The sequence below is a fragment of the Micromonospora sp. NPDC005197 genome (assembly GCF_040608295.1).
Taxonomy (GTDB): Bacteria; Actinomycetota; Actinomycetes; order Mycobacteriales; family Micromonosporaceae; genus Micromonospora.
In genome coordinates, this window is sequence record NZ_JBEXHY010000038.1 from 17,880 (window position 1) to 42,868 (window position 24,989).

Genomic DNA, 24,989 nt, shown 5'->3' on the forward strand with positions numbered 1-24,989 from the left:
CTGAGATCCGCCGTACGTCCGTCCGGTTGCTCCGATCGGTGATCCATCCCGGTGCGACCGCGCATCCTCCGGCGCGGCCGGGTGAGTTGAGTTCGGATCCCGTGAATTCCGATCTTCCGCGGATATCCCCATCGATCCCTTCATGTCACACGCATCGACGGGACACAGCGTGCTCGGAACCCCGACGAACGGTGACATCGCTCGAACTGACGCAAAACTGACTCACCGGCAACCGGTCGGCCCCCACAGGGTTCGGTTAGTTTTCCGGTCCGGTGGACGGGACTTGTCGGCGAGCCCGACGCCGCGCTGTTCCCCCGCCCGACGCCCGAGGAGACACACCATGACAGTCCCCGCGCCGCGGGCCCGTCGACGGACGTCCATGCTGGGCCGGTCGTTGCCGCTGCTGCTCATCGTCGCGCTGCTGGCGCCGGTGGGGCTGCTCTTCGCATCCACCTGGCGGCAGACCGGCGACGATCGGAGCCTGGCCGACCGCGAACGGTTCGGCGTGCAGTACCTGCGCGCCCTGGCCCCGGTCACCGAGGCGCTGGTGGAAGCCCAGTCCGCGGCCGTCGCCGGACGCCCCGTCCCGGGCGAGCCGCTGAGCCGCGCCGTCGAGCAGGCCGCCACGGTGGACGCCCGCATCGGCGGGCAACTGCGCAGCCAGGAACGGTGGGCCGGGCTACGGGCCAAGGTGGAGGCGCTGCGCGACCGCAGCCCCGCCGACCCGGAGGCCGCCTACACCGCGTACGGCGAGGTCACCGACCTGCTGCTCGCCCTGCACCGCAAGATCCGGGAGAGCTCGGGACTGGGCCGTGACCCGGGCGCCGACTCGTTCTTCCTGCAGGACAGCGCCGGCGAGGAGCTGCCCGAGGCGGTGGTGGGCGCCGGCCGGCTCGCCGACCTGGGCGCGCTCGCCACCCGACGACCGGCCGCCGAACGGGCCCGCAGCCTCATGGAGCTGACCGGTATGCGGGTGTCCGCCCTGTCGCCGGCCGGGGACGTGGTCGACAACCTGCGCTCCGCCGTGGACAGCTCGGAGAGCACCGACCTGGGCGCCAACGTGCTGACCCCGCTGGACGCCTATCAGCGGTCGGTGGAGGCGCTGGCCCTGTACTCGACCCCGAGCGCCACCGGCACCATCGACCAGGGCCAACTGACCGCTGCCGCACTCAACTCGCGCAACGCCGCGCGGCAGCTCCAGCCGGTCATCCTCGGCGAACTGGACGCCCTGCTCGCCGAGCGGATCGACGGGCTGGCCCGGGACCGCTGGCTGGCCGCCGGGGCGGGCGCGCTGGCCTTCCTGCTGCTGGCCTGGCTCGCCGGCATGCTGATCGCCGCCGGTCGACGCGCACGTCGGCGGGCCGCCACGTCGGACGCCGCCAGCCCCGCCGCCCCGCCGCCCGGAGACCCCTGGCAACCGCCAGCCCCGACCGGCCAACCGGCCGACCCTCGACCGCTGCAACCGGTCGGCGCGGCCCACGAGCCGATCCTCGCGCAGTGGGGGCCGTTCGATGCTTCTCGGTAGGCTTCGGATCCGCGGAAAGCTCGCGTTGCTCGTGGTGATCCCCCTGCTCAGCATGGTCGGCCTCGCGGTGCCCGTGGTGCTGGACCGGGTGGCCGCCGCGCAACGCGCCGCCGACATCACCGAGCAGGTGCGGCTCGCCAGCCGGGTCGGCAGCCTCGTCCAGGACCTGCAACAGGAACGCATCCTGTCGGTCGGCTACCTCCTCGGCCGGGTCGAACGCTCCGAGCTGGTCCGCAAGGCCGCCGACGTGGACGACCGGGTGGCCGACCTGCGGGCCGACGGCGGCGACGCGCTGACCGAGCGGGTCGACCACGCGCTCAGCGGGGTGTCCAGCCTCATCGACCTGCGGACGGCCGTGCTGGCCCGAGCCGCGAACCCCGGCCAGGTGATGGACGCGTTCGGCCCGGTCAACCGGGGGTTGATCGAATCGCTGCGGCTGGTCTTCAGCGTGGACACCGAGACGTTGCCGGGCCGCCAGGTGCTCGCCCTGGACGGGCTGCTGCGCGCCGACGAGGGCCTGGGCGCCTGCGCCACCCTGAGCATCCTGGTCAAGGCGATCGGCAGCCCGGACACCACCGCCGGGTACGTGGCGTGCATCGCCGCCCTTCAGGTCGACAACCTGCGCTTCCGCACCCTGATCACGCCCGAGCAGCTCAAGGTGGCCCAGCTCAACGACGCGGCGGTGGCCGCGCGTACCAGCCCCGACTTCCTGATCACCAGCGCCCGGGACCCGGCCGCCGCGGTCCGCGACGTGCCGATGGACGCGCTCTTTCCGGCCGTCCGCACGATGATCCAGCTCGGCCAGTTCGTCGAGAAGAAGCTCGTCGCCGACGTTCTCGCCGAGGTGAAGGCCGACCAGCGGCGGGCGCTGACCGCCGCGTACCTGGTGGGTGCCGCGGCGGCGTTGATCCTGGCGCTGGTGGTGCTGCTCAGCGTGGCAGTCGCGCGGACGGTGGCCCGACCGCTGAGCCAGCTCACCCGCTCCGCCGACCGGGTCGCCCGGGTCGCCGAGGCCGAGCTGGTCCGGGTCACCGACGACGAGACGGAGCACGTCCAGTCGGTCCGGTTGGAGCCGGTGGTCATCCGGTCCAACGACGAGATCGGTGACCTGGCCCGGGCCTTCGACCGGGTGCAGAACACCGCGGCCCAGCTGGTCGAGCGGCAGGTCGCCGGCCGGCGCAACGTGGCGCAGATGTTCGGCCACGTCGGGCGGCGTACGCAGAATCTGGTGAGCCGCCAGCTCGCGCTGATCGACCGGCTGGAGCAGCAGGAGGCCGACGCGGGCCGCCTGGAGCACCTGTACCGGCTCGACCACATCTCCAGCCGGCTGCGGCGCAACGCCGGCAGCCTGGTGGTGCTCTCCGGCTCGGCCGGCGCCGACGCGCACACCGCGCCGGTGCCGCTGGCCGACGTGGTCCGGCTGGCGCTCGGCGAGATCGAGGACTACACCCGCGTCGAGGTGCAGGTGCCGGCGGGCATCGCCGCCGCTCCGGCGGTCGTCGGTGACCTCGTCCTGGCGCTGGCCGAGCTGATGGAGAACGCGACAGTCTTCTCCCCGCCGCACACCCGGGTGCTGGTGGCCGGCGAGACGTCCGGGCGGGGCGCCCGGATCACGGTGGTGGACAACGGCATCGGCATGAGCGAGCAGCGACTGGCCGAGGAGAACGCCCGGCTCACCCGGCGCGAACGCCTCGACCTGGCGCCGACCGAGGTGCTCGGCCTCTTCGTGGTGGGCCGGCTGGCCCGCCGCCACGGCTGGGAGGTGAGCCTCGCCGCCACCGCGGGCGGCGGGGTGACCGCGCAGGTGGAGATCCCGCAGACGTCGCTGGTGCTGCGCCGCGCCGACCGGGCCGGGGCGACGGTCGCCCGGGCGGCCGTGCCGGACCGGGGCCGACGGCCGGCTCTCGACTCCGCCCGCGAAGCCCGCTCCCGCGCCGCCGTCGCGGCACCGGCCGGATTCGACACGGACCTGCTCAGCCGGGCCACCCGCAGCCTGGAGTCGGGCCAGTCCTGGGACGCGTTCGGCGCTCGGGAACCGGTCGACACCGGCGTTTCCGCCGCTACGGCACAGGGTCCAGCCGCCACCGCGGAAAGCCCGGCGACGGCGGCGCCGGGTCCGACCGCCGGCCCCCGGGTCCGGCAGCGGGTGCCCGGAGCCAGCCTCCCCGCCACCGCCGCGCCGACCCGGCCGGTCGACGCCACCGGCGGCGACCCGGACGCCGCTCGCGCGCTGGTCGAGGCGTTCCAGTCCGGCGTACGCAGGGCCGAGCTGAGCGTGCCGCCGGCCGCCGGCCGCCCGGTCGGGCAGTGGTCGATGCGCACAGCCACCGAGCCGGCCACCAGCGCCGGCCCCACGCTGGCGGATCCGAGCGAGACCGTCGACCTGCCCGCCACCCCGGGCGGCCTCGGCCCCACGGTGGCGGACACCGCCGGACTCACCCGGGGCCGTCCCCGACTGAGCCGCCGGGTGCCCGGCGCTAACCTCACGGTCTCCCCACCCTGCCAGCCGTTCAGCCCGCACCCCGGGGACCCGGCCGAGGTACGCGACCTCATCACCGAGTTCGAGGCGGGCGTCGCCCGTGCTCTCCGCGAAGTCAGCCCAGACCGTCGGAACGAAGAAGGATCATCACGGTGACCAGCCCCTTCCTGCACGACAACGTCGACCACCAGAGCCAGCCCGGCGCCGTCGGGGACCTCAGTCCCGAGGCGCGCACGTTCAACTGGCTGTTGGACTCCTTCACCTCCAGCACGGCCGGGGTGCTGGAGGCGATCGCCGTCTCCTCGGACGGGCTGCTGATGGCCATGTCGGCGATCAAGGACCGCTCCAACGCGGAGCGGCTGGCCGCCGTGGTCTCCGGCATGACCAGCCTCGCCGGCGGCGCGGCCAGCTGGTACGCGCTCGGCGGCCTGAACCGGGTGATCGTCGACATGGCCGACGGCTATCTGCTGATCAGCGCGATCAGCAGTGGCTCCGTGCTCGGCGTCGTCGCCGACCGGTCGGCGAACCTGGGCACCGTCGCGTACGAGATGACGCTCTTTGCCGGTCGGGCCGGTGGTGCGCTGACCCCGCGACTGATCGTCGAGCTGAAGAACGCCGTCCAGCAGTGACCCCCGACGTCGCCGGCGAGGACCCGGACCCGGAGCCCGGGACCCGGATCCGCCCCTACCTGCGCACGCCGCACCCGGGTGGGGGCGGCGCTCCGGCGGCGCCAGAGCCGCAGCCGAGCGGTGGCGGCCCGACAGGTCCGCGGCCGTTCGTGCTCACCTCCGGGCGGGTGGCCGGCGCGGATCCGGCGATCGGGCTGGAGACGCAGGTGACCCTGCGCCCGGACGGCGGCCGGTGGACCGACCCACCGGTCGGCCTGCTGGCGCCGGAACTCCAGGCGATCATCGCGCTCTGCGCCGAGCCGATCTCGGTGGCCGAACTCTCCGCCCGGGCCCGGCTGCAGTTCGGCGTGACCCGGGTCCTGGTCGGCGACCTACGGGCCGCCGGGCACCTGGACGTGCACGTCACCGACGCCAACGACGCCTTCGACCCCGACCTCATCCTGCGAGTGATTGATGGACTTCGTGCGATCTCCTGAATGGCCGGGCGTCCCGCTCGGAGGGCTCGCCGGCAACAGCGCCACCGCCCGCTACAGCACGGCCCCGGGGACTCCCCCGGCGCTCGGACGGGCCGCGCCGCCGCCGACGGGGCCGCCACCGCCGTACCGGCCACCGGCCGACGCCGGGCCGACCAACCGGCCACCGGCGGCGCCACCCGTGCCGGTCAAGATTCTCGTCGCCGGCGGGTTCGGCGTGGGCAAGACCACCACGGTCGGGGCGATCTCCGAGATCGCGCCGCTGACCACCGAGGCCGAGATGACCAGCGCCGGGATCGGCGTGGACGACCCCGGCGTACGGTCGAGCAAGACCACCACGACGGTGGCGATGGATTTTGGTTGCGTGACCATCGACCGCAGCCTGAAGCTCTACCTGTTCGGCACCCCTGGGCAGGCACGGTTCGGTTTCATGTGGGACGACCTGGCCCGAGGTGCGCTCGGCGCGCTGGTGGTGGTCGACAGCTCCCGGCTGGACGACTGTTTCCCGGCGATCGACTTCTTCGAGCGGGCCGGGTTGCCGTTCGTGGTCGGGGTCAACGCGTTCGACGGGCGACTCGCCCTGGAACTCGGCGAGATCCGCTGGGCGCTCGCCATCGGCGATCATGTTCCCCTGGTGCAGTTCGACGCCCGGGACCGGCTCTCAGTGCGGGACGCCCTGCTGGTCGTCCTGGACCGGGCGTTGGACCGGGCCACCCGGGACAGGAAGGCCTGAGTCGACCGGCTCCGGCCGTGGCGGGAAGGGGTGAGCTGTGAGGGGCGACCTGGACGAGACGCTGGCCCGGTTGGCCCGGCGCGAGGAGGCGCTGCGCCGGCGGGTCACCGATCGGGACGACACCGCGCCACCGCCGGGCCCGACCGCTGGGCAGGGCGCCGCCACGGGTGGGCGCAACGCCGGGCCCGCCCGGCACGATGGGCGGCACGCGGAACGGGAGAGCCCCGGCGACGTCGTCGGGTGGGGTCCGGTCGAGGAGGTGGCCGAGGCGGTCCGCCAGGTCGTCGGCGCACACCCGGGCCTGGCGGTGACCGTCCGCGTCGAGCACGACGGTCGGACGTACCCGCTGCGGGTCTCCTGGGACGGCCCGGACGTCACGGTCGGCCCGGAGCCGCCGGTGCAACCCCCGCCGTCCTGGCCGCTGTCCGGTCGGACGGTGCCGGCGTGGGCACCCGGCCCGGACGGGTTGACCCCGGACCCGGCGGCCCGTCTGGCCGAGCTGATCCGGCGGGATCCGTCGCTGCTGGATGAGCTGGATCCGCGGCGCTGACCGCCCCGACGAGCTGACGCCGGCTACGGTCGGGCGGTGGCCCAACCCGACCTGACCCTGACGGCGAGCCTGCGGCCCGCGGCGCTGGACGCCCGACGGGGCATCGTGCGGCTGCACCCGGAGGCGCTGACCGCGCTGGGGCTGCGCCCCGGCGACCCGGTGCGACTGACGGGCCGCCGGCAGACCGCGGGGATCGTCGCGGCGGCCGGGGCGGGCGCGAGCAGCGCCCTGCTGTACGCCGACGACCTGACGCTGGGCAACCTGGGCCTGCGGGACGGCGCTTCGGTGCGGGTGTCGCCGCTGCCGCTGACCCCGGCGGGCCGGGTCACGCTGACCGGGCCGGTGCAGGTGGTGGCGGCGGTCAGCCCGGAGATGCTCCGGCTCGCCCTGCTCGGCAAGGTGGTCACGGCGGGCGACGACGTGTCGCTGCTGCCGCAGGACGTGCTGCCGGACGCCTCGACGCGCAGCCTCGTCGAGGCGGCCCGGCGCAGCCTCGCCACCACCGTCGGCTTCGCCTGGACCAGCACCCTGCTCACCGTGGTCGCCGTCGAGGAGTCCGCCGGGTCGTTGGTCACCATGGACACGGTGGTCGCCTGGGAGCACGGGCCGGCCACCCACGGCGAGCCCGTTGGGGCGCCTGGGTTCTGCGCGGCCCCGACAGTGAACGCGACCGGCGACGCGCCGGACGTGGACGAGCTGCCCGGCCTGCGGGCCCAGGCCGAGGAGCTGACCGAGCTGTTGGATCTCGGCTTCCACCATCGGGAGGTGCTGGGCCGGCTCGGCACCACGATCTCGCTGGGTGTGCTGCTCTCCGGGCCGGCCGGCTCCGGGAAGTCGGCGCTGGTCCGGGCCGTCGCGGCCCGGGTGGGCGCCCGCGTCCACCCGCTGTGGGCGCCCGAGGTGGCCGCGCTGACCAACCAGGCGGCCACCGACCGGCTGCGCGCCGCGGCGACGACGGTTCGTGCCGGCGGACCGGCGGTGCTGCTGGTCACCGATGTGGAGGCGTTGGCCCCGGCGGAGGAGCCCGGCCCGCTGGCCACGGTGTTCCGGCAGGTGCTCGCGGAGACCGTCCACGCCGGCGTCGCCGTGGTCTGCACCACCGGTCGACCCGAGGCGGTCGACCCGGCGCTGCGCGCACCGGACCTGTTGTCGCTGCGGATCAGCGTTCCGCTGCCCGACCCGGCCCTGCGCCGTGAGCAGCTCACCGTGCTGACCCGGCAGGTGCCGCTCGCCGACGACGTCCGGCTGGACGAGGTGGCCGGGCGTACCCCCGGATTCGTCGCGGCGGACCTGGCCGCGCTGGTCCGGGAGGCCGGGGTACGCGCGGCGCTGCGGCAGAAGACCGCGCGGACGCCGACGGTGGCGATGGCCGACTTCACCGCCGCCCTGGAGGTGGTCCGGCCGACGACGATGGCCGCGTCCACCCTGGAGCTGGCGTCGGTGACCCTGAACGACGTCGGCGGCCTGGACGAGGTCAAGCAGACGCTTACCGAGTCGGTGCTGTGGCCGCTGACCTATCCGGACACGTTCGCCCGCCTCGGCGTACAGCCACCGCGCGGCGTGCTGCTCTACGGCCCACCCGGCTGCGGCAAGACGTACCTGGTCACCGCGCTCGCCGGGTCGGGGCGGGCGAACGTGCTCTCGGTGAAGGGCGCGGAGCTGCTCTCCAAGTGGGTGGGCGAGAGCGAACGCGCGGTACGCGAGCTGTTCCGCCGCGCCCGGGAGGCCGCCCCGACGCTGATCTTCCTGGACGAGGTGGACGCGTTGGCGCCGGTACGCGGGCAGGCCACCGACGGGGGCACCACGGATCGGGTGGTCGCCGCGCTGCTCACCGAGCTGGACGGGGTGGAGACGCTGCGCAACGTGGTGGTGGTCGGCGCCACGAACCGGCCGGACCTGGTCGACCCGGCGCTGCTGCGACCCGGCCGGTTGGGGCGACTGGTCTACGTGCCGCCGCCGGACGGGCCGGCCCGCGCCGAGATCCTGCGGGCCGCGTCCCGGCACGTGCCGCTGGCGCCCGACGTCGACCTGGCCGCCCTCGGCGCGGAGCTGTCCGGCTTCTCGGCGGCGGACTGCGCGGCGGTGGTCCGGGAGGCGGCGCTCGCGGCGATGCGGGAATCCCTGGCCGCCGCCACGGTCACCGCCGCGCACGTGGCGGTCGCCCGGGAACGGGTCCGGCCGTCGCTCGACCCGGCCCAGGTCGCCTGGCTCGCCGCGTACGCCGCCGGCCGGGACTGAGCGCCGCACCCAACCTTTTGTCGTACCCGGCGCGTTACCAGAGCGGCACATTCCTCGGTGGAGAGATCCACTCGACGACAGGCGGTGTTCCTCACCGTCCGGTACGGGTCAGTCCGTGGGGAGGAGCGGGCCGAGCGGGCCGAGGTCCAGGTTCAGGTCCTCCGGGGCCAGACCGAAGTGCTCACGCAGCCCCACCATCTGCTCCTCCAACGCCATCAGGGTGACTCCGATGCGCTCGACCTGCTCCCCGGTGAGGTCGCCGAGGTCGACCCGGCGCAGCGCCTGCCGCTCCATGAGCTGGCGCAGCAGCTCGACGACGGTGAGCACCAGGCTGGCCAGCCCCCGCTCGACCGAGTCGCGGTCCACCGCGATCCGGCGGTCCAGCGGCGTGACCCGGGGTGGCTGCCACGACTGCGCGCCGAGCGCGGCGGCCAACTCGCCCGCGTCGTCCCGGCCGGTCATCCGACGTCCTCCGGTAGTGCCAGCGCGCCGACCGACGCGACCAGCGCCCGCAACGAGATCCGGACCAGGTCGACGTCGGCGATGGACAACGTGATGTCGCCGCTGATCACCACGCCGGTGGCGAGCACCCGGTCGAGGAGGTCGACCAGGGCGACCGGCCGGTAGGCCAGCGGACCGTCCGCGCTGCTCGGCGCGAGGGCGGCGGTCACCGCGACCCCCGACCGGCGCCGGCGGGCTCCGGCCGTTCCGCCACGAAGGAGTACGCCGGCCACGGCCCGGTCAGCTCCAGCCGGAGGCCCGGATGACGGGAACCCAACGAGCCGACCAGGTCGGTGAAGCGGGGCAGCGTCGCGGTGTCGACGAGGTACGCACCGTTGAGCGCCATCGGTGTGGGCACGCCGGAGAGCCGCCGGTCCTGTGGGGCGTGCCGGCGGCCCGCCACGGCCACCTCGCACAGGGCGACGTGCACGGCGTCCGCGGCGGCGCTCGCCACCTGCTGGTGTTCCTCGCGGGCGGTCAACTGGGCACGTCTGCGGCGCAGGTACGCCGTCCCCACCCCGCCGCTGCCCGCCCCGGCGACGCTCGGCACGGGCGCCCCCGGCACCAGGTAGCCCTTGACGCCCCACTCGCCGCGCCCGGTCAATCGGGCCAGCGTGGCGGACAGCTCGGCCCGCCGGGCCGCGAGCGACGCGGCGACCCGCCCGTCGTCGGTGTGCACTGTGGCGAGTCGGGCCGGCACCACCGGACCCTGTCGGGCGAGGGCCTCGACCACGGCATCGGCGCTGAGCTCGCCGGCCGCCACGGCGGCGTCCAACTCCTCCAGCTCGCGCCGGACGTTGACCGGGTTGCGCTGACGCGACTCGGCCTCCCGGGCCACCACCTTGACCACGGCGGTCAACCCGCGCACCGGGGCGTACGGCAGGGTCAGCAGCGCCCAGAGCAGGTCCACCGTCAGCCCGCCAACTGGTGGGCGTCGACGAAGTCGTACGGGGCGAGCGGCCCGAGCAGCCGCAGCCGCAGCAGGCCCCGACGGTCCTGCGCGTACGCCTGGAGCACCTCGATGAGGGCGTCCTCCCGGTCGGTGTCCACCAGCAGGGCCGCGTGGGCCGCGTCCATCTCGTGGGTGGGCGGGCGCAGTTGCGTGGAGACCACGTACTCGGCCGTGACGTCGAGCAGCCGCCGGTTCTCCGCCTCGCGGCGCAACTCGACGGCCTGGCTGATCAGCTCCCCCAGCCGGATGCGGGGCTCCCGGCTGACCGCCTCGGCACGCCCCCGCACCTGGTCGGCGAGCCCGGCGGCGGTCGGGTTCTCGTCGAGAATGGCGCGCAGCAACGCCCGCTCCTCGAAGCGGCCCTGCACCACGTACTGCACCCGGCCCTCGAACTCGGCGAGCGCCGCGGCGAACCGGTCGTGATGCGGCCGGATCAGGTCGAGCACCGCGTCCGGCCCGGTGACGACAGTGCCGAACCGCACCGGCAGCACCGGCGCCACGACCGCCGTCCCGTCCAGCAGCTCCTGGTACGCCCGCAGGTCCGCCGCCCGGCCCAGCGGCGCGTCCAGCGGCACCTCGCTGACCAGGGCCGCGAGGTCACCGTGCCGGATGACGGTCACCTCGCCGGGCGGGTCACCCACCCCGGCCGCGTCGGGCGTCGCCTCCACGTCCGCCGGCACCAGCCCGTAGATGAACAGTCCGGTCTCGTCCGCCATGTCAGCTCCTCCCGAGGTCCCGCACGGTGCCGGTGGCGTCGTCGGTGAGCCCCCGCACCGAACCGGTGACGTCCCGGACCGCGCCGGTGACACCACCGACGAGGCCGGCCAGCCCTTCGCCCTCATCCAGGGCGAGGTCGAGCCGGTCGACCGCCTCGGCGAACCGCAGGTACGTCTCGATGCTCGCCACCGTCACCCGGGCGTTGATCTCCACGAGGGGGATCCCGATGACCCCGACCGTCACCTGCGCGTCGATCACGATGCCCTTGTCGAGCACCGTCTCCACGACGTCGGCGAGCCCGCCGGCGGAGCCCACACGTTCCAGGGCTCCGCCGACGGCGTCACCGCCGGAGGCGAGCGTCACTCGCCCTCCTCCCGGCGGCGGCGCACCACGGGTCGGCGCGGCGGCTCCGCTCCCCGGCGGACCGGCGGCCGGGGCCGCTGCGGCTCCTCGCGTGGCTGAGGTCGGCGGGCCCGCTCCGGGGCACGACGACGGGGTGGTGGTGGCGGCTCCTCATCGGGCTCGTCCGCGTACCCCTCGTCGTAGCCGTCCTCGTACGCCTCGTACTCCTCGTCGTACTCCGGCTCGGCCGGTCGCCGGGGCGGCCGCTGACGCAGCCGCCCGCCGGGCCGGCGGCGCGGCTCCTCCTCGGCGTACTCCTCGTCCTCCGGCTCGGTCGGGGCCTCGCCGCCCCGCTCCCGGCCGCGCTCCCGCCGCTCCCGCTCCTCGCGCAGACCGGTCTCGTGGTCCTTGACCACCTGGGAGTCGCGGATCTCGCCGCGCCAGCCCTGGACCTGATCCGGGTCGAGCGCCACCTCGGTCATGACGTGCCGGACGAAGTGCTTCAACTCCAGCCGTACCCGCCGGCCCTGGGCCCGCCACAGGTTGCCGGTGTGCTCGAAGAGGCCCTGCGGGTGGTACTCCAGCACCACCAGGATGCGGGTCAGATCGGGGGTGATCTCGTGGAAGCTGACGGTGCCGTCGACCGAGCCCTTCTCGCCCTTCGAGCGCCAGTGGATGAGCCGGTCCGGCACCTGGCGGATGATCGTCGACTCCCACGTCCGGTGCGACCAGAAGACCTGCGCCTTCCAGGTCATCTTCTCGGCCGAGTCGTTCTCCGCCTGCTCGACCTTCTTCATGAAGCTCGGGAAGTCGCCGAACTGCGTCCACTGGTTGTACGCGGCCCGCACCGGGACACCGACCTCGATCGTCTCGACGATGTTGGTGACCTTCTGCTTCTTGCCGCCCTTACCGCCCTTGCCGCCCACGCGGCCGAGAGCCGACATCACCTTCTCCTTACCGCCGGCCACCCCGGCATGCACCATCGCCTTCACCGGTGAGCCGCCCTCGGCCAGCTTCTGCGCGCCGGTGGCGGCGGCGATCAGGCCCGGCCCTCCGCCCTGGCGCGCGTACTCGCTCAGGCGGCCGGTCGCGCCGGTGATCCGCTCCGTCACCACGCTCATCGCCCGATCGCCGATCGCCCCGGCCAGGTTGCGCACCTCGTCGGCCAACTGGCCCCGGAGCTTGTCGCCGAGGCCGCCCGGACTGGTGTCTCCCGCCATGGTCACCGCCCCCGTCGCTGCCCGGCCGCGTCGTTCCGGTCGCTCGTCGCGCCGCGATCGGCGCTCTGGTTGCCGCTGCCGCCCTGGTTGCCGTTGCCGCTGCGGTTGCCGTCGCCGCTCTGACTGCCGTCGCCGCTGCTGTTGCCGCTCTGGTCGCCGGTGCGGCGGCGCAGCGCGTCGGCGGAGCCGCGCAGCCGGCCGGTGAGCGCGTCGACGCCGCTGCCGGCCGCGGCGGTCGCGGCGGATCGACCGGCGTTGACCAGCGGCCCGCCGAGCCGACTCAGGTTGCTCAGCTGCGGGGACGACTGCAGGAGGTCACCACCCCGTTTCAGCAGACCGCCCGGGTCGCGGCTCGCCCGGCCGGCGGCCACCGCCGCGGCCAGAGTCAGCGCGGTACGCAGTTTGCGGCGACGGCCCAGCAGGTAGCCGAAGCCCACTGCCAGCCCGATTCGTGTTCCGGTCTTCATCAGGTCTCCCTCGCTCCCCGGTGGGTCCGGGACGTCTGCCACGCGGGGGCCGGAGAAGGGCTACCGGGGAATAGCGCGCGCCACGCCCTCGATCAGACGTCCCGTATCTGCGGACCCGGCGGGCAGTACCCGGGGGAATTGCCACGAAACCGCTGCGACAATTTCCGTCGGCACTGCGCAGAGACATTCGGAAGAACGACGCCCAACGACACGGACAGGACGTTCAGACGATCCTGAGCAGGGAATACGCCAAGAAAGACGAAGGGGTAGAGCCGATTCAGAGAGCGGGAGGCGTCGAATCGAGGCAGATTTCGGCGTGCACCTTTCCGCCGTCCTCGCGCAGTTTCGCACCGCATTTTTCGAGAACGGCGACCGCGCCGACATTGTCCGACGTCGTGTCGGCGACCACGGCACGCATACCGGCACGGGCGGCGAGGTTGAGCAGTTCCCGCAGGGCGGCCGCGCCGACTCCCTGCCCGCGCGCCGAGAGGCCGAGCCACATGCCGGTCTCCACAGTGCCCGGCTCGTCACAGCGCGTCATCCGGATCATGCCCACCACCTCGCCGCCGACGAGGATCGCGTACATCTGTGAGCCGGTCGGGCCGTCCAGGCCGGCGAAGCTCGCCCGGTGGAACTCACGGAACGCCTCCCGGCGGGCGAGCGACCAGCCAGCGGGAGCCTCGACCGGAGGCATCACCTCGCCCGGCTCGGCCTCGGCAGCCGCTACGGAGAGCAATGGCTCCAGATTCCGCTCGTCCACCGGCTCCAGCCGGACCGCACCCGCCACGTGCCGCAGTCTGCCGGCCTCATCGGCCGAAGTCCACCCCATTGGACATCCACTGGCGGTCCGGCTACCGGTACCGGCCGGTCGGGCGGTCAGGGTGTTTCTCCTCACGCTCCGTCGTCATCTGGCCGATGGCCCGACCGATCCGAACTCGCAGAACACCACCGAGGCGTCGTCGGTGGGCTTGTGCCGGCGCAGCCGGTCGGGATGATCGCGCTCGGCGTCCCGGACCCGAACCAGCAGCGCGGCCGGCCCCTCGACGCTGAGCAGGTCCAGCAGCCCCGCCCAGTCGGTCAGCCCGAACTGCTCGACCGCGCTGGACGCGCCGTCGCTGAGCAGCGCGGCCCGGCGCAGGGCCGCCGGGCCTTGCCGGAGCGCTGTCCCGGTCACCGCGTGGAAGGCCGCGTCCGGGTCGGCGGCAGCGACCCAGTAGCCGTGGGTGCGGTTCATCCGCTCCCGTTGGACGCTCACCGCGTGCCGGAACCGCGTGACCGGGTCCGTCGCACCGGCCGGCACGGTCGCGACCGTCTGCCGCAGGTCGGCCATCGCCGTGTCCAGCCGGTCGTCGTTCACCACGCTGACCTGCCCGCCGACGTCCAGCACCAACGGGCTGTCGCAGAGGACCAGGTAGTCCACCTGGTCGCCGCAGTCGCGCAGCAGGCAGACGGTGCTGGACGGGGTGCCCGGATGATCGAGGTCGCACTGCCCACCGTGATCGGCGCGCACGGCGAGGATGGCCGCGGCCAGGTTGCTCGTCAGGCGGGCCGCCGGACGGGCCGCCTCGGCCACACCGAGCCGGGCGGCCAGGTGTCGGACGTACCACTCCGGCCCATGGACGCAGCCGGTGTCGAAGCCGTCCGGCACGGTCGCGCCGTCCAGGACACCGACCAGTGGGCCGAACTGGAAGACCAGGTCCTCGTTGACCGACCGGCCCGGGGCCGGCGCGGACGCGGAGCGTACCCGCATCACCGGCGTGGCCGCCTCGGCATGGCGCCCTTCATAGCCTGCTCCCTCCATCGGCCCGTGGCCCGCGTGACGTCGACCGGGACGATAGCCCGCGTACCCCTCCGCCCCGGCTGCATTCCTGCCGTATCCGGTATCGCGGCAACCCGGTTCGCCGGCGGCGGCCCGGCGGTAGCGTGACAACGTCTGGCCTTCGAGTTGCGCTTCCGCAGGTGGGAACGCGAGTCGGGGTCGTCCGTCGCGACAGGGGGATCGCAGATGTTGAAGCGGTTGCACGAATCGGGGCTCAAGGCGGAACACATGTACATGGCCGGCTTCGCCAGCATCGGCCTGTCGTTCACCAGCTGGTTCCTCTCCAGGCACCTGGAGCGGGCGGGTGTGGCACGCGCGGACCGGTGGGGCATCTTCATCGGCGAGTGGGCGCCGACGTTCTTCGCCATCGGCAACGGCCTGCAGGGGTACGAGAAGAAGTAGGGCCGGCGGGGTCAGCGACGGCGGTTGCGGGCGCGCGACGAACGCAGCCGGCGGAGCCGGCCGATCAGCACGGGGTCGGCGGCGAGCGCCGCCGGATTGTCCAGCAGCCCGTTGAGCAGTTGGTAGTACCGGGTCGAGGAGACGCCGAAGGTGTCCCGGACGGCCTGCTCCTTGGCGCCGGCGTGCCGCCACCACTGCTGCTCGAAGGCGAGGATGGCCCGTTCGCGTGTGGTCAGGCCCGCCGGGGGCGCGGCCGGTTCGGCGGCCGTCTCGTCGTCCGGCGGTTCGGCGTCGGCCGGCGTGGCGTCGTCGGTGCTCTCGACGGGCGGCGCCGGCCGGGGGGTCGGGACGCTCGGCGCGACACCGCCGGCCGTCGCGCCCGGACGAGCGTCGGTGGACGGCTCGGGAGCGGTCGGGGCGGCGTCGGCGGGCATGACGTTCAGCCTAGCCAGGGCCGACCACTGTCGCAGCAGCCGGCACGGCCGGCTCCGTACGTCGGAAACACCCGACGGTGGGGCCGGCCGCGCCGTTGACTCCCTGGCGTCGATCAGGAGATGTCGCGTCGACGCATCGTCCAGAGCGCCGCTCCGAGGATCACCACGAGCCCGATCGAGAACAGTACGGAGGACTGCTGCCAGGTGATGTCCATGGTGTCCGGCTTGCACTCCCCGGAGTAGGTGGCGTTGCAGGCGTTCCAGTCCTGCAGTGTCACCTTCTTGGTCATCCAGGCCAGCGCGTACGTGGGCAGCAGCCACGCCTCGGCGAACTTCACGCTGGCCATCGACAGGAGGATGCCCAGGCCGAACTGGCCGACCACCATGAGCGCCACGACACCACCGAGGGCCATCGCGGTGTGCCGGCCCAGCGAGGCCAGCGCGAAGCCGATGGTGGTGAGCACCAGCACCAGCGCCACGCCGCGTACCCCGGTCAGAGCGAACGACTGCGAGGCGCCCGAGGTCATCTTCTCGGTGCTGCCCCGGAAGCTGGCCACCGCCCAGAACCCGGCGAACCACAGCACCGCGGCGGGCAGCGTCACCGCCAGGATGCCGGTGAGCAGCGCGGCCAGCTTGGTGAGCAGTACGGTAAGCCGCTTCGGCCGCCAGAGCAGCAGGTTCATCATGCCGCCGGTGCTCCACTCGGCGCCGACGAAGGAGGCGCCGACGACGAACCCGACCAGGGCGAGGATCGCCGCGAACGGGACCAGCGTCTCGTCGAACGTCTTGCGGAAATTGAACGTCGAGGGCAGGAACCACTCCGCCTGGATCTGGTCCCGCGACGGCGGCGTGATCATCGAGCAGTCGTCGGGGTAGCGGCCGCCGTCGTTCGGCGTGCCGGCCGTCTTGGCCTGCTCGCAGTTGACCCGCTCCTGCTCGCTCCAGCGGATCTGCTCCTGGTACTGCTGGTCGGCCTGACGCTCGGCCTTGGCGAGCTGACCGGCGTCGATCTTCTGATTGGTGAAGAAGACACCGACCACCACCGCGGCCAGCACCAGCAGGCCGAGCAGCGTCATGTAGCGGGTGAAGCGCCGCTTGACCAGCCGGCGCAGCTCCGTCCGAAAGAGGCTCACGCGCCCCACCCTCCCGCGGTGGCGCCGGGCTGACCCGTCCCACCAACCTTCATGGACTCGTCGACCTGGCGGTTCTGGCCGGGGACCGGCGCGGTCGCGGTCAGTTCGAGGAAGACGCTCTCCAGGTCGACCGCGATCGGGGCCAGCTCGCTGACGTACAGGTTGTGCTCGGCGAGCAGCCGGGTCACCGTGGCCGGCTTGTCGACGCCGGTCAGCATCAGGTGGTCCGGGTGCCCGGCGACCTTGACCCCGGCCCGGGTGAGGGCCTCGGCGGCCGTCGGCAGGTCGCTGACCGCCTCCAGGCGGACCCGGACCGCGCCGGACGAGTGCTGGGCGAGCACCTCGTCGACCGGGCCGAAGGCGACCCGGCGGCCGAGCGAGATGATGGTGACCGAGTCGCAGATCAGCTGGATCTCGCCGAGGATGTGGCTGGACAGCAGCACGGTCATCCCGGATTCGGCGAGTGTCCGCATCAGCGTGCGCATCTCCCGGATGCCGCCCGGGTCGAGGCCGTTGGCCGGCTCGTCGAGGATGAGCAGCGTCGGGTTCTTCAGCAGGGCGGACGCGACGGCGAGCCGCTGCTTCATGCCCAGCGAGTACGTCTTGACGCGCTCGCCCGCGCGGTCGCGCAGCCCGACCAACTCAAGCACCTCGTCGACCCGCGTGGCGGGCACCTCGCCGGCCCCGGCCAGCAGGGACAGCGTGTCCCGTGCCGAGAAATGCGGGAAGAACTGCGGGCTCTCCACGATGGCGCCGACGTGGCCGGCGACGGTGGGCAGCGCGGCGGGAACCTCGTGCCCGAGCAGCGTCATCCGGCCGCCGTCGGGCCGGATGAGGCCGAGCAGCGTACGCAGCGTGGTGGTCTTGCCGGACCCGTTGGGGCCCAGGAAGCCGTGCACCTGCCCCGCGTCGACCCGCATGTCGAAGCCGTCGAGCGCGTTGCGGGTGCCGCGTCGACGACTCTTGTACGTCTTACGTAGACCTTCGATCTCCAGGACAGCTGGCAAGCTGCACCTCCCCCGATGGTGGGCGTGACAGCGGACACCATACGCGGTATGCAGCGCCGCGCAATACCCGGTATGCATCGACACGCCGATCGATGCGTTTTATTGACGGAGAGTTACCGATCAGGCGCAGACGACCTGCACGCCGGCCGCCCGGAAGGCGTCCACCACCTCCGGGTCCGCCCCGGAGTCGGTCACCAGCGTCTCGACCCGCTCGACCGGGCAGATCCGGGCGAAGGCATGACCGCCCAACTTGGACGAGTCCGCGATTATCACGACCCGCTTCGCGCGGGCCACCATCAGGTTGTTCATGGCCGCCTCACCCTCGTGGTGGGCGGCGGCGCCGAGCTGCGGGTCGATCGCGTCCACGCCGAGCAACGCGACATCCAGGGTGACCTCACGCAGCAGCGCACCGCCCAGCGGGCCGACCAGCTCGAACGACTTCGGGCGCACCACCCCGCCGGCCACCACCACCTTCATCCGCGACCGCACGAGCAGCTCGTTGGCGATGTTCAGCGCGTTGGTCACCACGGTGAGCTGGGCACCCTCGGCGCTGGTGTTCAGGTCCGGCCGCACGGCGAGGGCCCGGGCCACCTCCGTGCTGGTGGTGCCGCCGTTCAGGCCGACCACGGTGCCGGGCGTGACGAGCGCCGCGGCGGCGGCGCCGATCCGCTGCTTCTCGGCCGAGTGCTTGGCCGTCTTGTAGCGCAACGGCAGGTCGTACGAGACGCCGTTGGCGACCGCGCCGCCCCGGGTCCTGGTGATCATCTGCTGCTGGGCGAGCTGGTCGAAGTCGCGCCGGATGGTGGCCTGGGAGACGTCCAGCCGCTCGGCTGCCGCCTCGACGCTGACCCGGCCGTTGTCGGTCAGCATCTCCAGCAGGGCGTTCCATCTGGCGTACCGGTCCACCTCGGGGGCCCTCCCAGTGACTGCACGATCGGTGATTGATTGCGTGCACACTAGTGCGCGAAACTAGCCTGGCGCAAAAGGCTGTTCTGCGCGATCGGCCGGTCGGTTGCCACGGCCGCCCCACTTCGCGCAGAATAACGCGCGAAATACGGGTGTAACGAGCCGTATTGCGCAGACAGGTCGGCCCGGCGAGGAGTTTCCCATGGCGTACGTGGACGCGGAGATCGCGAGCCAGCCCGACTGCTGGCGGGAGGCCGCCGAGCTGTCCCGCGTCGTGCGCGGCGACCTTCCCCGCCCCGGCGAGCGGGTCGCCGTCGTCGGTTGCGGCACGTCGTGGTTCATGGCGATGGCGTACGCCGCCCGCCGTGAGCAGGCCGGCCAGGGCGAGACCGACGCGTTCCAGGCGTCCGAGTTCCCCGCCGGCCGCCACTACGACCGGCTGATCGCGATCACCCGCTCCGGCACCACCACCGAGGTGCTGGATCTGCTCGCCGCGCTGCGCGGGCGTACACCCACCACCGTCATCGTCGGCGACCCGGCCGCGCCGGCGGTCGACCTGGCCACCGCCGCGGTGACCATGCCGTTCGCCGACGAGCGGTCGGTGGTGCAGACCCGTTTCGCGACGACCGCGCTGGCCCTGCTCCGGGCGCACCTCGGCGACCCGGTGACCGCGCTCGCCGCCGACGCCGAGGTGGCGGTGCGCTCCCCGCTGCCGATCGACCCGGCCACCATCGAGCAGGCCACCTTCCTCGGTCGGGGCTGGACGGTCGGCCTCGCTCAGGAGGCCGCGCTGAAGTGCCGCGAGGCGGCCACCTTCTGGGCCGAGGCGTACCCGGCGATGGACTACCGACACGGCCCCATCTCGATCGCCGCGCCCGGCCGGCTCGTCTGGGCGTTCGGCGAGCTGCCCGACGGGCTGCCCGAGGACGTGGCCGCCACCGGCGCGGCCTTCGTGCACAGCCGTACGCACGGCTGGCGCACGGTGCTCGGCAGTTGGTCTGCCGGTCGTACGCCGGTGGACCCGATGGCCGACCTGATCCTGGCCCAGCGCTTCGCGGTCGCGCTGGCGACCAGCCGGGGCCTCGACCCGGACGCGCCCCGACACCTCAGCCGGTCCGTGGTGCTGGCGTGAGCGGTGCCGTGAGCGACGACCGGGTGGTCGTGGCACTGGACGTCGGCGGCACCGGCATGAAGTGCGCCCTGGTCCGGCCGGACGGCGTCGCCGTACGCACCGAGCGACACCCCACCGGTGCCGCGCGCGGCCCGGCCGCCGTGATCGACACCATTCTCGACGTGGCCGACGGGCTGATCGGCAAGGCCCGAGCCGACGGCCTCACCCCGGTCGCGATCGGCATCGCCGTCCCCGGAGTGGTGGACGAGGCACGCGGGGTCGCGGTCTGGTCGGCGAACGTGGGCTTCCGGGACGTACCGCTGCGGGACCTGGCGGTGACGCGGCTCGGGCTGCCCACCGCCCTCGGCCACGACGTGCGCGTCGGTGGTCTCGCCGAGGCCCGGCTCGGCGCCGGGCGCGACGCCGACCACGTGCTCTTCGTGGCGATCGGCACCGGCATCGCCGCCGCGCACGTCGTCCACGGCGTGGCCGCCGTCGGCGCGCACGGCGCCGCCGGGGAGATCGGCCACATCATGGTCCGTCCCGACGGCCCGCGCTGCGGCTGCGGGCGACCCGGTTGCCTGGAGGCGATCGCCTCGGCGGCCGCGATCGGCCGCCGCTACACGGAGCTGGCCGGCGACGGCGCGGTGCGGACACCCGGTGCCGCCGTGACGGCAGCCATCGTGGCCGAGCGAGCGGCCGCCGGTGAGCCCCTCGCCGTCCAGGTCTGGCAGGAGGCGGTCGAGGCCCTCGCCGACGGCCTCGCCACCGGGCAGGCGCTGTTCGACGTGTCGACGATCGTGCTCGGCGGTGGCCTGGCCCAGGCGGGCGACGGGCTGCTCGGCCCGCTGCGGGCGGCGCTGCACGAGCGGATGACCTTCCACCGAGAGCCGCGGGTGGTCGCGGCGGCCCTCGGCGACGAGGCGGGCTGCCTCGGCGCCGCCCTGCTCGCGCTGGACGCCGCGGGCGTCCGGGACACGGACGCCGCCCGCGTCCTTGACCATCAGGAGGAGCGATGACCGTACGGGTGAACGGCCGAGTGGTGACCCCGACCGGTGTCATCCGGCAGGGCTGCGTCGAGTGGGACGGCGATCGGATCACGGCCGTGGCCGAGTATCCGTCGGTCCGCGACGGGCACTGGATCCTGCCGGGCTTCGTCGACATGCACACCCACGGCGGCGGCGGACACACCTTCACCACCGGGGACGCCGACCAGGCGCGCGCGGCGGCCGGCTTCCACCTGGCGCACGGCACCACCACGCTGCTGGCCAGCCTGGTCAGCGCGCCCTTTCCGGTGATGCGCTCGGCCACCGAGGCGTTCGCGCCGCTGGTCGACGAGGGGGTACTGGCGGGCGTCCACTTCGAGGGCCCCTACCTCTCCGCGGCCCGTTGCGGCGCGCAGAACCCGGAGTATCTGCGCGACCCGTCCACGGACGAGCTGACCGAGCTGATCGAGCTGGGTCGAGGCGCGATCCGGATGGTCACCCTCGCCCCGGAACGCGACGGCGCGCTGGAGGCGATCAAGCTGCTCACCACCCACCGCGTGGTAGCGGCCGTGGGCCACACCGACGCCACCTACGAGCAGACCCGCGCCGCCATCGCGGCCGGCGCGAGCGTGGGTACGCACCTGTTCAACGGCATGCGGCCCGTGCACCACCGCGAGCCCGGCCCGGTGGTGGCCCTGCTCGACGCGCCGACCGTGATCTGCGAACTGGTCGCCGACGGGGTGCACCTGCACGACGGCATACTGACCTTCACCACCGCGACCGCCGGCCCGGACCGCGTCGCGCTGATCACCGACGCCATGGCCGCCGCCGGGATGGCCGACGGTGAGTACGAGTTGGGCGGTCAGGCCGTCACGGTGACCGACGGGGTGGCCCGGCTCGCCCGCGACGGCGCGATCGCCGGCAGCACGCTGACCATGGACGCGGCGCTGCGGCACGCGGTGCACGCCGGGATCCCGATGGCCGACGCCGCCCGGATGGTGGCCACCACCCCGGCCCGCGCCATCGGCCTGGGCGACCGGGTCGGCGCCCTCCAGGTCGGCCTCCGCGCCGACCTCGTCGTGCTCGACGACGACCTCAACGTGGTGCGGGTGCTGCGCGGCGGCTCCTGGGTGGAGTGAAGCGCCGAGGCCGGCGGGCGGCGGCGGGCGGCACCGGACGGCGACGGGCGGCGGCAGGCACGGCGGTCGCCGCGAAGCGGAGGCCGGGTCAGCCCAAGGCGGGGACGTCGACGCCGAGCACGGCCTGCTCGTCGGGGCGGTGCACCAGCACGTCGGCCAGGTACGACTGCACGGCGGGTGCCATCCCGACGTCCCGGCCGGCCTGCTCGGAGAGCAGCCACTTATGCTCGATGATCTGGGCGAACAGCTCCTGCGGCTCCAGCTTGCGGCGCAGGTTCGCGGGCACGGCCCGGACCACCGGCTCGAAGACCTCGGTGAGCCAGCGGTGCGCCGCCTGCTGCTCGTCGGTCAGGTCGCTCTCCGCCCGGTACGCGTCCAGGTCGTTGAGCAGCTTGCGGGCCTGGTTCTCCTCGGCGTCCAGACCGGTCAGCCGCAGCAGCCGCCGGGTGTGGTAGCCGGCGTCGACCACCTTCGGTCGCACCAGGTAGCGCCCGTCGTCGATGGTCGACATGGCGACCTCGGCCACGTCGAAGCCCAGCTCGTTGAGCCGGCGGATGCGGCCCTCGATGTCGTGCCGGGCCTCCCGCTCGACCGCCTGCTCGTAGGTGATCTCGTGCCAGAGCCGCTCGTAGCGCTGCACGACCTCCTCGCAGACCACCTCCGGGTCGATGGACTCGTGCAGCAGGCCAGCGGCCTGCAGGTCCAGCGCCTCACCGAAGATGTTCACCCGGGCGATCTCCAGGTCCTCGCCGCGCTGCCCGTTGGAGAGCGAGGTGTGCAGGGCGCCCGTCTCCGCGTCGACCAGGTAGGCGGCGAAGGCGCCCGCGTCGCGGCGGAACAGCGTGTTGGACAGCGAGCAGTCGCCCCAGAAGAAGCCGGTCAGGTGCATCCGCACGATCAGGGCGGCGAGCGCGTCGAGCAGCCGGCTCATCGTCTCCGGGCGCAGGGTGTGCGAGAAGAGCGCCCGGTACGGCAGCGAGAACTGCAGGTGCCGGGTGATCAGCACCGATTCGAGGGGCTCGCCGTCCTCGGTCTGCCGGTCGGCGACCACCGCCACCGCCTCGACCGACGGGAAGTCGATGCGCTCCAGGGCCCGGAGCAGGTCGTACTCCCGCTCGGCGATCCGCTCGCGGGTCTCCTTGAACGCGTAGACGTAGTCGCCCAGGCGGACAAAGCGGACGATGTGTCGGGAGATGCCCTGGGGGAGGGCCACCAGGTGCTGGGCAGGCCACTCTTCCAGCGGTGTCGACCAGGGCAGGTCGAGCAGCGCCGGGTCCACGAGGGCAGACGTGATCCGCACGGGCACAAGCATGACGGGTCGCCCCCCGCATCCGCCTCACATCGTGGCTGGGCCCACAGCGCCGAACACCCCGGCCTCGCGTCGGCCCGGTAGCGTGGTCGCGTGCTCAAACCCACGGCGGTACGACGTGACCTGCGGCTACGGCCCGTCCGCCCGGCCGGTTGGTGGTTCGACGCCCTGCTGCTGGCCGGGCTGGTCGGGTTGACCGTCGCCCTCGTCGGCCACCAGCTCTTCGGGCTGGACCGGGCCGTCGCCGACTGGGCCGACGCGCACCGACCGACCGTCGCCTACTGGGTGGCCCGGGTGCTGAACCTGCTCGGCCAGGGCACCCCGCTGACTCTCATCGCCGCGGGGCTGGGCGTGCTGCTGGCCGTCCGGCTCCGCTCGGTGCGGCCGATCCTGCCGCCGGTGGTCGCGTTCGTGCTGACCTATCTGACCATCGGCCCGTTCAAGGTGTGGACCGCGCGCGCCGCACCGAGCGCCAGCGTCAAGGAACCGTTCCTGCCGCCCGAGCAGACCCTGCCGCTGTTCCACGACGATCTGCCGGTGCGATTCGCCCAGTCCTACCCGTCGGGGCACGTCGCCAACGCGATCGTCTGGTACGGGGGCATCGCGCTGCTACTCGCCCCGCTGGCTCGCAGCTTCGGCCGGCACCTGCCGGGCCGGCTGATCACCGTGATCCGCATCGTGCCGCCGCTGGTCGTCCTCACCACCACCACCTATCTCGGCTGGCACTGGCTGACCGACTCGGTGGCCGGGCTGCTGCTGGGGCTGATCCTGGACCGGCTGCTGCACCGGGTGCCCTGGGACGATGTGCCGCTCCCCGGCCGGCTACGCACATGGGACCGGCCGTTCACCTCGTACCCCTAGGGTTTCGGTCCGTGGATCAACTGGCGCGGCGGCTCGGCGTACCCGATGCGGTTGTCATCGGGTTGGGCTCGATGCTCGGCGCGGGCGTCTTCGTGGTCTTCGGCCCGGCCGCGGCGGCGGCCGGCGGCTCCGGGTTGCTGCCCGCGCTGGTGCTGGCCGGCTTCGTCGCCTTCTGCAACGCGACCAGCTCGGCCCGGCTGGCGGCCCGCTACCCAGAATCCGGCGGCACCTACGTCTACGGCCGGGAACGCCTCGGACCGTTGGCCGGCTTCGTGGCCGGCTGGGGTTTCGTGGTCGGCAAGACGGCGAGCTGCGCGGCGATGGCGTTGACCATCGGGGCGTACCTGTGGCCGGGGCAGGCGCGGTTGGTCGCGGTCGGCGCGGTGCTCGCGGTGACGGCTGTGAACCTGCGCGGCATAGGAGGTCCGCGACCCGCAGCGGACCATCCCCCGCGCGGTGCCGCTGGCACTCGGCGCGGTGCTCGCGATCTACCTGGTGCTGGCCGTGGTCACGCTCGGCGTGCTCGGCGCCGACCGGCTGGCCGCTTCGGCAGCGCCCCTGGTCGACGTGGTGACCGCCGCCGGACTGCCCGGCCTGGCCTGGGTGGTCCGCGCCGGGGCCACGATCGCCGTCGTCGGGGTGCTGCTGTCCCTCGTCGCCGGAATCGGCCGGACCACCCTCGCGATGGCCCGCCGCCGCGACCTTCCCGGCGCGCTGGCCGCCGTGCACCCGGTGCACCAGGTGCCGCACCGCGCCGAGCTGGCCGTCGCCGCCGTGGTGATCGTGGTGGTGCTGCTCGGTGACGTCCGCGAAGCGATCGGCTTCTCCAGCTGCACGGTGCTCGTCTACTACGCGATCACCAACGCGGCGGCGCTCACGCTGGGCCGGGATCGGGAGCGGAAGCTACCGGTGCAGGTGCTCGCCGGCCTGGGGCTGGTCGGTTGCCTGCTGCTCGCGGTCAACCTGCCGCTCAGCAGCGTCCTCACCGGGTTCGGCGTGCTCGCCGCGGGCGTCGCCGGGTACGGCCTGCGGCAGCGGAGTCGCTGAGAGGTCCGC

General features: G+C 73.6%; 25 protein-coding genes and 2 pseudogenes. 13 read left to right on the forward strand and 14 right to left on the reverse strand.

Annotated features, from left to right (window positions below):
* Nucleotides 1–340: 340 nt before the first annotated feature.
* Genes ABZU46_RS15360 through ABZU46_RS15390 form a run of 7 tightly spaced genes read left to right on the forward strand, consistent with a single transcriptional unit; the run spans nt 341 to nt 8,627 of the window.
* Nucleotides 341–1,525, forward strand: a complete 1,185-nt coding sequence (locus ABZU46_RS15360; protein ID WP_354858041.1) for a hypothetical protein — start codon at nt 341–343, stop codon at nt 1,523–1,525.
* Nucleotides 1,512–4,160, forward strand: a complete 2,649-nt coding sequence (locus tag ABZU46_RS15365) for a nitrate- and nitrite sensing domain-containing protein (protein ID WP_354858042.1) — start codon at nt 1,512–1,514, stop codon at nt 4,158–4,160. Before ABZU46_RS15360 ends, ABZU46_RS15365 begins: the two co-directional genes overlap by 14 nt.
* Nucleotides 4,157–4,633 carry a roadblock/LC7 domain-containing protein gene (locus ABZU46_RS15370; protein WP_007465863.1) on the forward strand — a complete coding sequence of 159 codons (477 nt, stop codon included), beginning with the start codon at nt 4,157–4,159 and terminating at the stop codon, nt 4,631–4,633. The genes ABZU46_RS15365 and ABZU46_RS15370 overlap by 4 nt, the downstream gene beginning before the upstream one ends.
* Complete coding sequence (locus ABZU46_RS15375; protein ID WP_354858044.1) at nt 4,630–5,109, forward strand: DUF742 domain-containing protein; 480 nt, start codon at nt 4,630–4,632, stop codon at nt 5,107–5,109. The genes ABZU46_RS15370 and ABZU46_RS15375 overlap by 4 nt, the downstream gene beginning before the upstream one ends.
* Nucleotides 5,087–5,839 (forward strand): ATP/GTP-binding protein, encoded by a 753-nt coding sequence (locus ABZU46_RS15380; protein ID WP_354858046.1) that lies wholly within the window; start codon nt 5,087–5,089, stop codon nt 5,837–5,839. Before ABZU46_RS15375 ends, ABZU46_RS15380 begins: the two co-directional genes overlap by 23 nt.
* Before the next feature lie 37 nt (nt 5,840–5,876).
* Entirely contained in the window at nt 5,877–6,389 is a 513-nt protein-coding gene (locus tag ABZU46_RS15385) for a hypothetical protein (RefSeq protein ID WP_354858049.1), read from the forward strand.
* A 36-nt stretch (nt 6,390–6,425) separates the two neighbouring features.
* Nucleotides 6,426–8,627 carry an AAA family ATPase gene (locus ABZU46_RS15390; protein WP_354858051.1) on the forward strand — a complete coding sequence of 734 codons (2,202 nt, stop codon included), beginning with the start codon at nt 6,426–6,428 and terminating at the stop codon, nt 8,625–8,627.
* A 108-nt stretch (nt 8,628–8,735) separates the two neighbouring features.
* Here the strand turns inward: ABZU46_RS15390 and ABZU46_RS15395 are convergent, their stop codons facing one another.
* The 9 genes and pseudogenes from ABZU46_RS15395 to ABZU46_RS15435 all read right to left on the reverse strand — a co-directional run bounded on the left by ABZU46_RS15395 (nt 8,736) and on the right by ABZU46_RS15435 (nt 14,576).
* Nucleotides 8,736–9,089 carry a gas vesicle protein K gene (locus ABZU46_RS15395; RefSeq protein ID WP_354858052.1) on the reverse strand — a complete coding sequence of 118 codons (354 nt, stop codon included), beginning with the start codon at nt 9,087–9,089 and terminating at the stop codon, nt 8,736–8,738.
* The gene (locus ABZU46_RS15400; RefSeq protein ID WP_354858054.1) at nt 9,086–9,298 is read right to left on the reverse strand and encodes a gas vesicle protein; all 213 of its coding nucleotides are present in this window, start codon (nt 9,296–9,298) and stop codon (nt 9,086–9,088) included. Before ABZU46_RS15400 ends, ABZU46_RS15395 begins: the two co-directional genes overlap by 4 nt.
* Entirely contained in the window at nt 9,295–10,038 is a 744-nt protein-coding gene (locus tag ABZU46_RS15405; protein ID WP_354858056.1) for a GvpL/GvpF family gas vesicle protein, read from the reverse strand. Before ABZU46_RS15405 ends, ABZU46_RS15400 begins: the two co-directional genes overlap by 4 nt.
* A gap of 2 nt (nt 10,039–10,040) precedes the next feature.
* Nucleotides 10,041–10,796 (reverse strand): GvpL/GvpF family gas vesicle protein, encoded by a 756-nt coding sequence (locus tag ABZU46_RS15410; RefSeq protein ID WP_354858059.1) that lies wholly within the window; start codon nt 10,794–10,796, stop codon nt 10,041–10,043.
* Nucleotides 10,797–10,944: 148 nt separating this feature from the next.
* Nucleotides 10,945–11,160, reverse strand: a pseudogene (gene gvpJ, locus ABZU46_RS15415) (gas vesicle protein GvpJ); the annotation flags it as partial.
* Complete coding sequence (locus ABZU46_RS15420) at nt 11,157–12,359, reverse strand: SRPBCC family protein (protein ID WP_354858060.1); 1,203 nt, start codon at nt 12,357–12,359, stop codon at nt 11,157–11,159. The gene ABZU46_RS15420 and the pseudogene gvpJ, both read right to left, overlap by 4 nt.
* Before the next feature lie 2 nt (nt 12,360–12,361).
* Entirely contained in the window at nt 12,362–12,826 is a 465-nt protein-coding gene (locus tag ABZU46_RS15425) for a hypothetical protein (RefSeq protein ID WP_354858063.1), read from the reverse strand.
* Between the two features lie 277 nt (nt 12,827–13,103).
* Nucleotides 13,104–13,613 carry a GNAT family N-acetyltransferase gene (locus tag ABZU46_RS15430; protein WP_354858066.1) on the reverse strand — a complete coding sequence of 170 codons (510 nt, stop codon included), beginning with the start codon at nt 13,611–13,613 and terminating at the stop codon, nt 13,104–13,106.
* 117 nt (nt 13,614–13,730) lie between these two features.
* Nucleotides 13,731–14,576 (reverse strand): hypothetical protein, encoded by an 846-nt coding sequence (locus tag ABZU46_RS15435; RefSeq protein WP_354858067.1) that lies wholly within the window; start codon nt 14,574–14,576, stop codon nt 13,731–13,733.
* 255 nt (nt 14,577–14,831) lie between these two features.
* Here ABZU46_RS15435 and ABZU46_RS15440 point away from each other — a divergent pair, with 255 nt between their 5' ends.
* Nucleotides 14,832–15,047, forward strand: a complete 216-nt coding sequence (locus ABZU46_RS15440; protein WP_234583345.1) for a hypothetical protein — start codon at nt 14,832–14,834, stop codon at nt 15,045–15,047.
* An 11-nt stretch (nt 15,048–15,058) separates the two neighbouring features.
* Here ABZU46_RS15440 and ABZU46_RS15445 read toward each other — a convergent pair whose 3' ends face one another.
* From ABZU46_RS15445 to ABZU46_RS15460, 4 genes are all read right to left on the reverse strand, one after another.
* A complete protein-coding gene (locus ABZU46_RS15445) occupies nt 15,059–15,481 on the reverse strand; it encodes a DUF3263 domain-containing protein (protein ID WP_354858068.1) in 423 nt (140 codons plus the stop codon).
* A 113-nt stretch (nt 15,482–15,594) separates the two neighbouring features.
* Nucleotides 15,595–16,614 carry an ABC transporter permease subunit gene (locus ABZU46_RS15450; protein ID WP_354858071.1) on the reverse strand — a complete coding sequence of 340 codons (1,020 nt, stop codon included), beginning with the start codon at nt 16,612–16,614 and terminating at the stop codon, nt 15,595–15,597.
* Complete coding sequence (locus ABZU46_RS15455; protein WP_354858073.1) at nt 16,611–17,621, reverse strand: ATP-binding cassette domain-containing protein; 1,011 nt, start codon at nt 17,619–17,621, stop codon at nt 16,611–16,613. The genes ABZU46_RS15450 and ABZU46_RS15455 overlap by 4 nt, the downstream gene beginning before the upstream one ends.
* 120 nt (nt 17,622–17,741) lie before the next feature.
* The gene (locus ABZU46_RS15460; RefSeq protein WP_007465896.1) at nt 17,742–18,527 is read right to left on the reverse strand and encodes a DeoR/GlpR family DNA-binding transcription regulator; all 786 of its coding nucleotides are present in this window, start codon (nt 18,525–18,527) and stop codon (nt 17,742–17,744) included.
* A 202-nt stretch (nt 18,528–18,729) separates the two neighbouring features.
* Here ABZU46_RS15460 and ABZU46_RS15465 point away from each other — a divergent pair, with 202 nt between their 5' ends.
* Genes ABZU46_RS15465 through nagA form a run of 3 tightly spaced genes read left to right on the forward strand, consistent with a single transcriptional unit; the run spans nt 18,730 to nt 21,763 of the window.
* Complete coding sequence (locus ABZU46_RS15465; protein ID WP_354858075.1) at nt 18,730–19,659, forward strand: sugar isomerase; 930 nt, start codon at nt 18,730–18,732, stop codon at nt 19,657–19,659.
* Nucleotides 19,656–20,657 carry an ROK family protein gene (locus ABZU46_RS15470; RefSeq protein WP_354858078.1) on the forward strand — a complete coding sequence of 334 codons (1,002 nt, stop codon included), beginning with the start codon at nt 19,656–19,658 and terminating at the stop codon, nt 20,655–20,657. The genes ABZU46_RS15465 and ABZU46_RS15470 overlap by 4 nt, the downstream gene beginning before the upstream one ends.
* The gene (nagA, locus tag ABZU46_RS15475; protein ID WP_354858081.1) at nt 20,654–21,763 is read left to right on the forward strand and encodes an N-acetylglucosamine-6-phosphate deacetylase; all 1,110 of its coding nucleotides are present in this window, start codon (nt 20,654–20,656) and stop codon (nt 21,761–21,763) included. The genes ABZU46_RS15470 and nagA overlap by 4 nt, the downstream gene beginning before the upstream one ends.
* Before the next feature lie 88 nt (nt 21,764–21,851).
* On the opposite strand, the gene ABZU46_RS15480 is transcribed toward nagA, so the two are convergent.
* Nucleotides 21,852–23,075: a DUF4032 domain-containing protein gene (locus ABZU46_RS15480; protein ID WP_007465906.1), complete on the reverse strand. Its 1,224-nt coding sequence runs from the start codon at nt 23,073–23,075 to the stop codon at nt 21,852–21,854.
* A gap of 120 nt (nt 23,076–23,195) precedes the next feature.
* Between ABZU46_RS15480 and ABZU46_RS15485 the strand changes: the two genes are divergently transcribed.
* Both ABZU46_RS15485 and ABZU46_RS15490 read left to right on the forward strand, forming a co-directional pair.
* Nucleotides 23,196–23,933, forward strand: coding sequence for a phosphatase PAP2 family protein (locus tag ABZU46_RS15485; RefSeq protein WP_354858097.1), 738 nt, complete (start codon nt 23,196–23,198; stop codon nt 23,931–23,933).
* An 11-nt stretch (nt 23,934–23,944) separates the two neighbouring features.
* Nucleotides 23,945–24,980 (forward strand): annotated as a pseudogene (locus ABZU46_RS15490) (APC family permease).
* Nucleotides 24,981–24,989 lie beyond the last annotated feature (9 nt).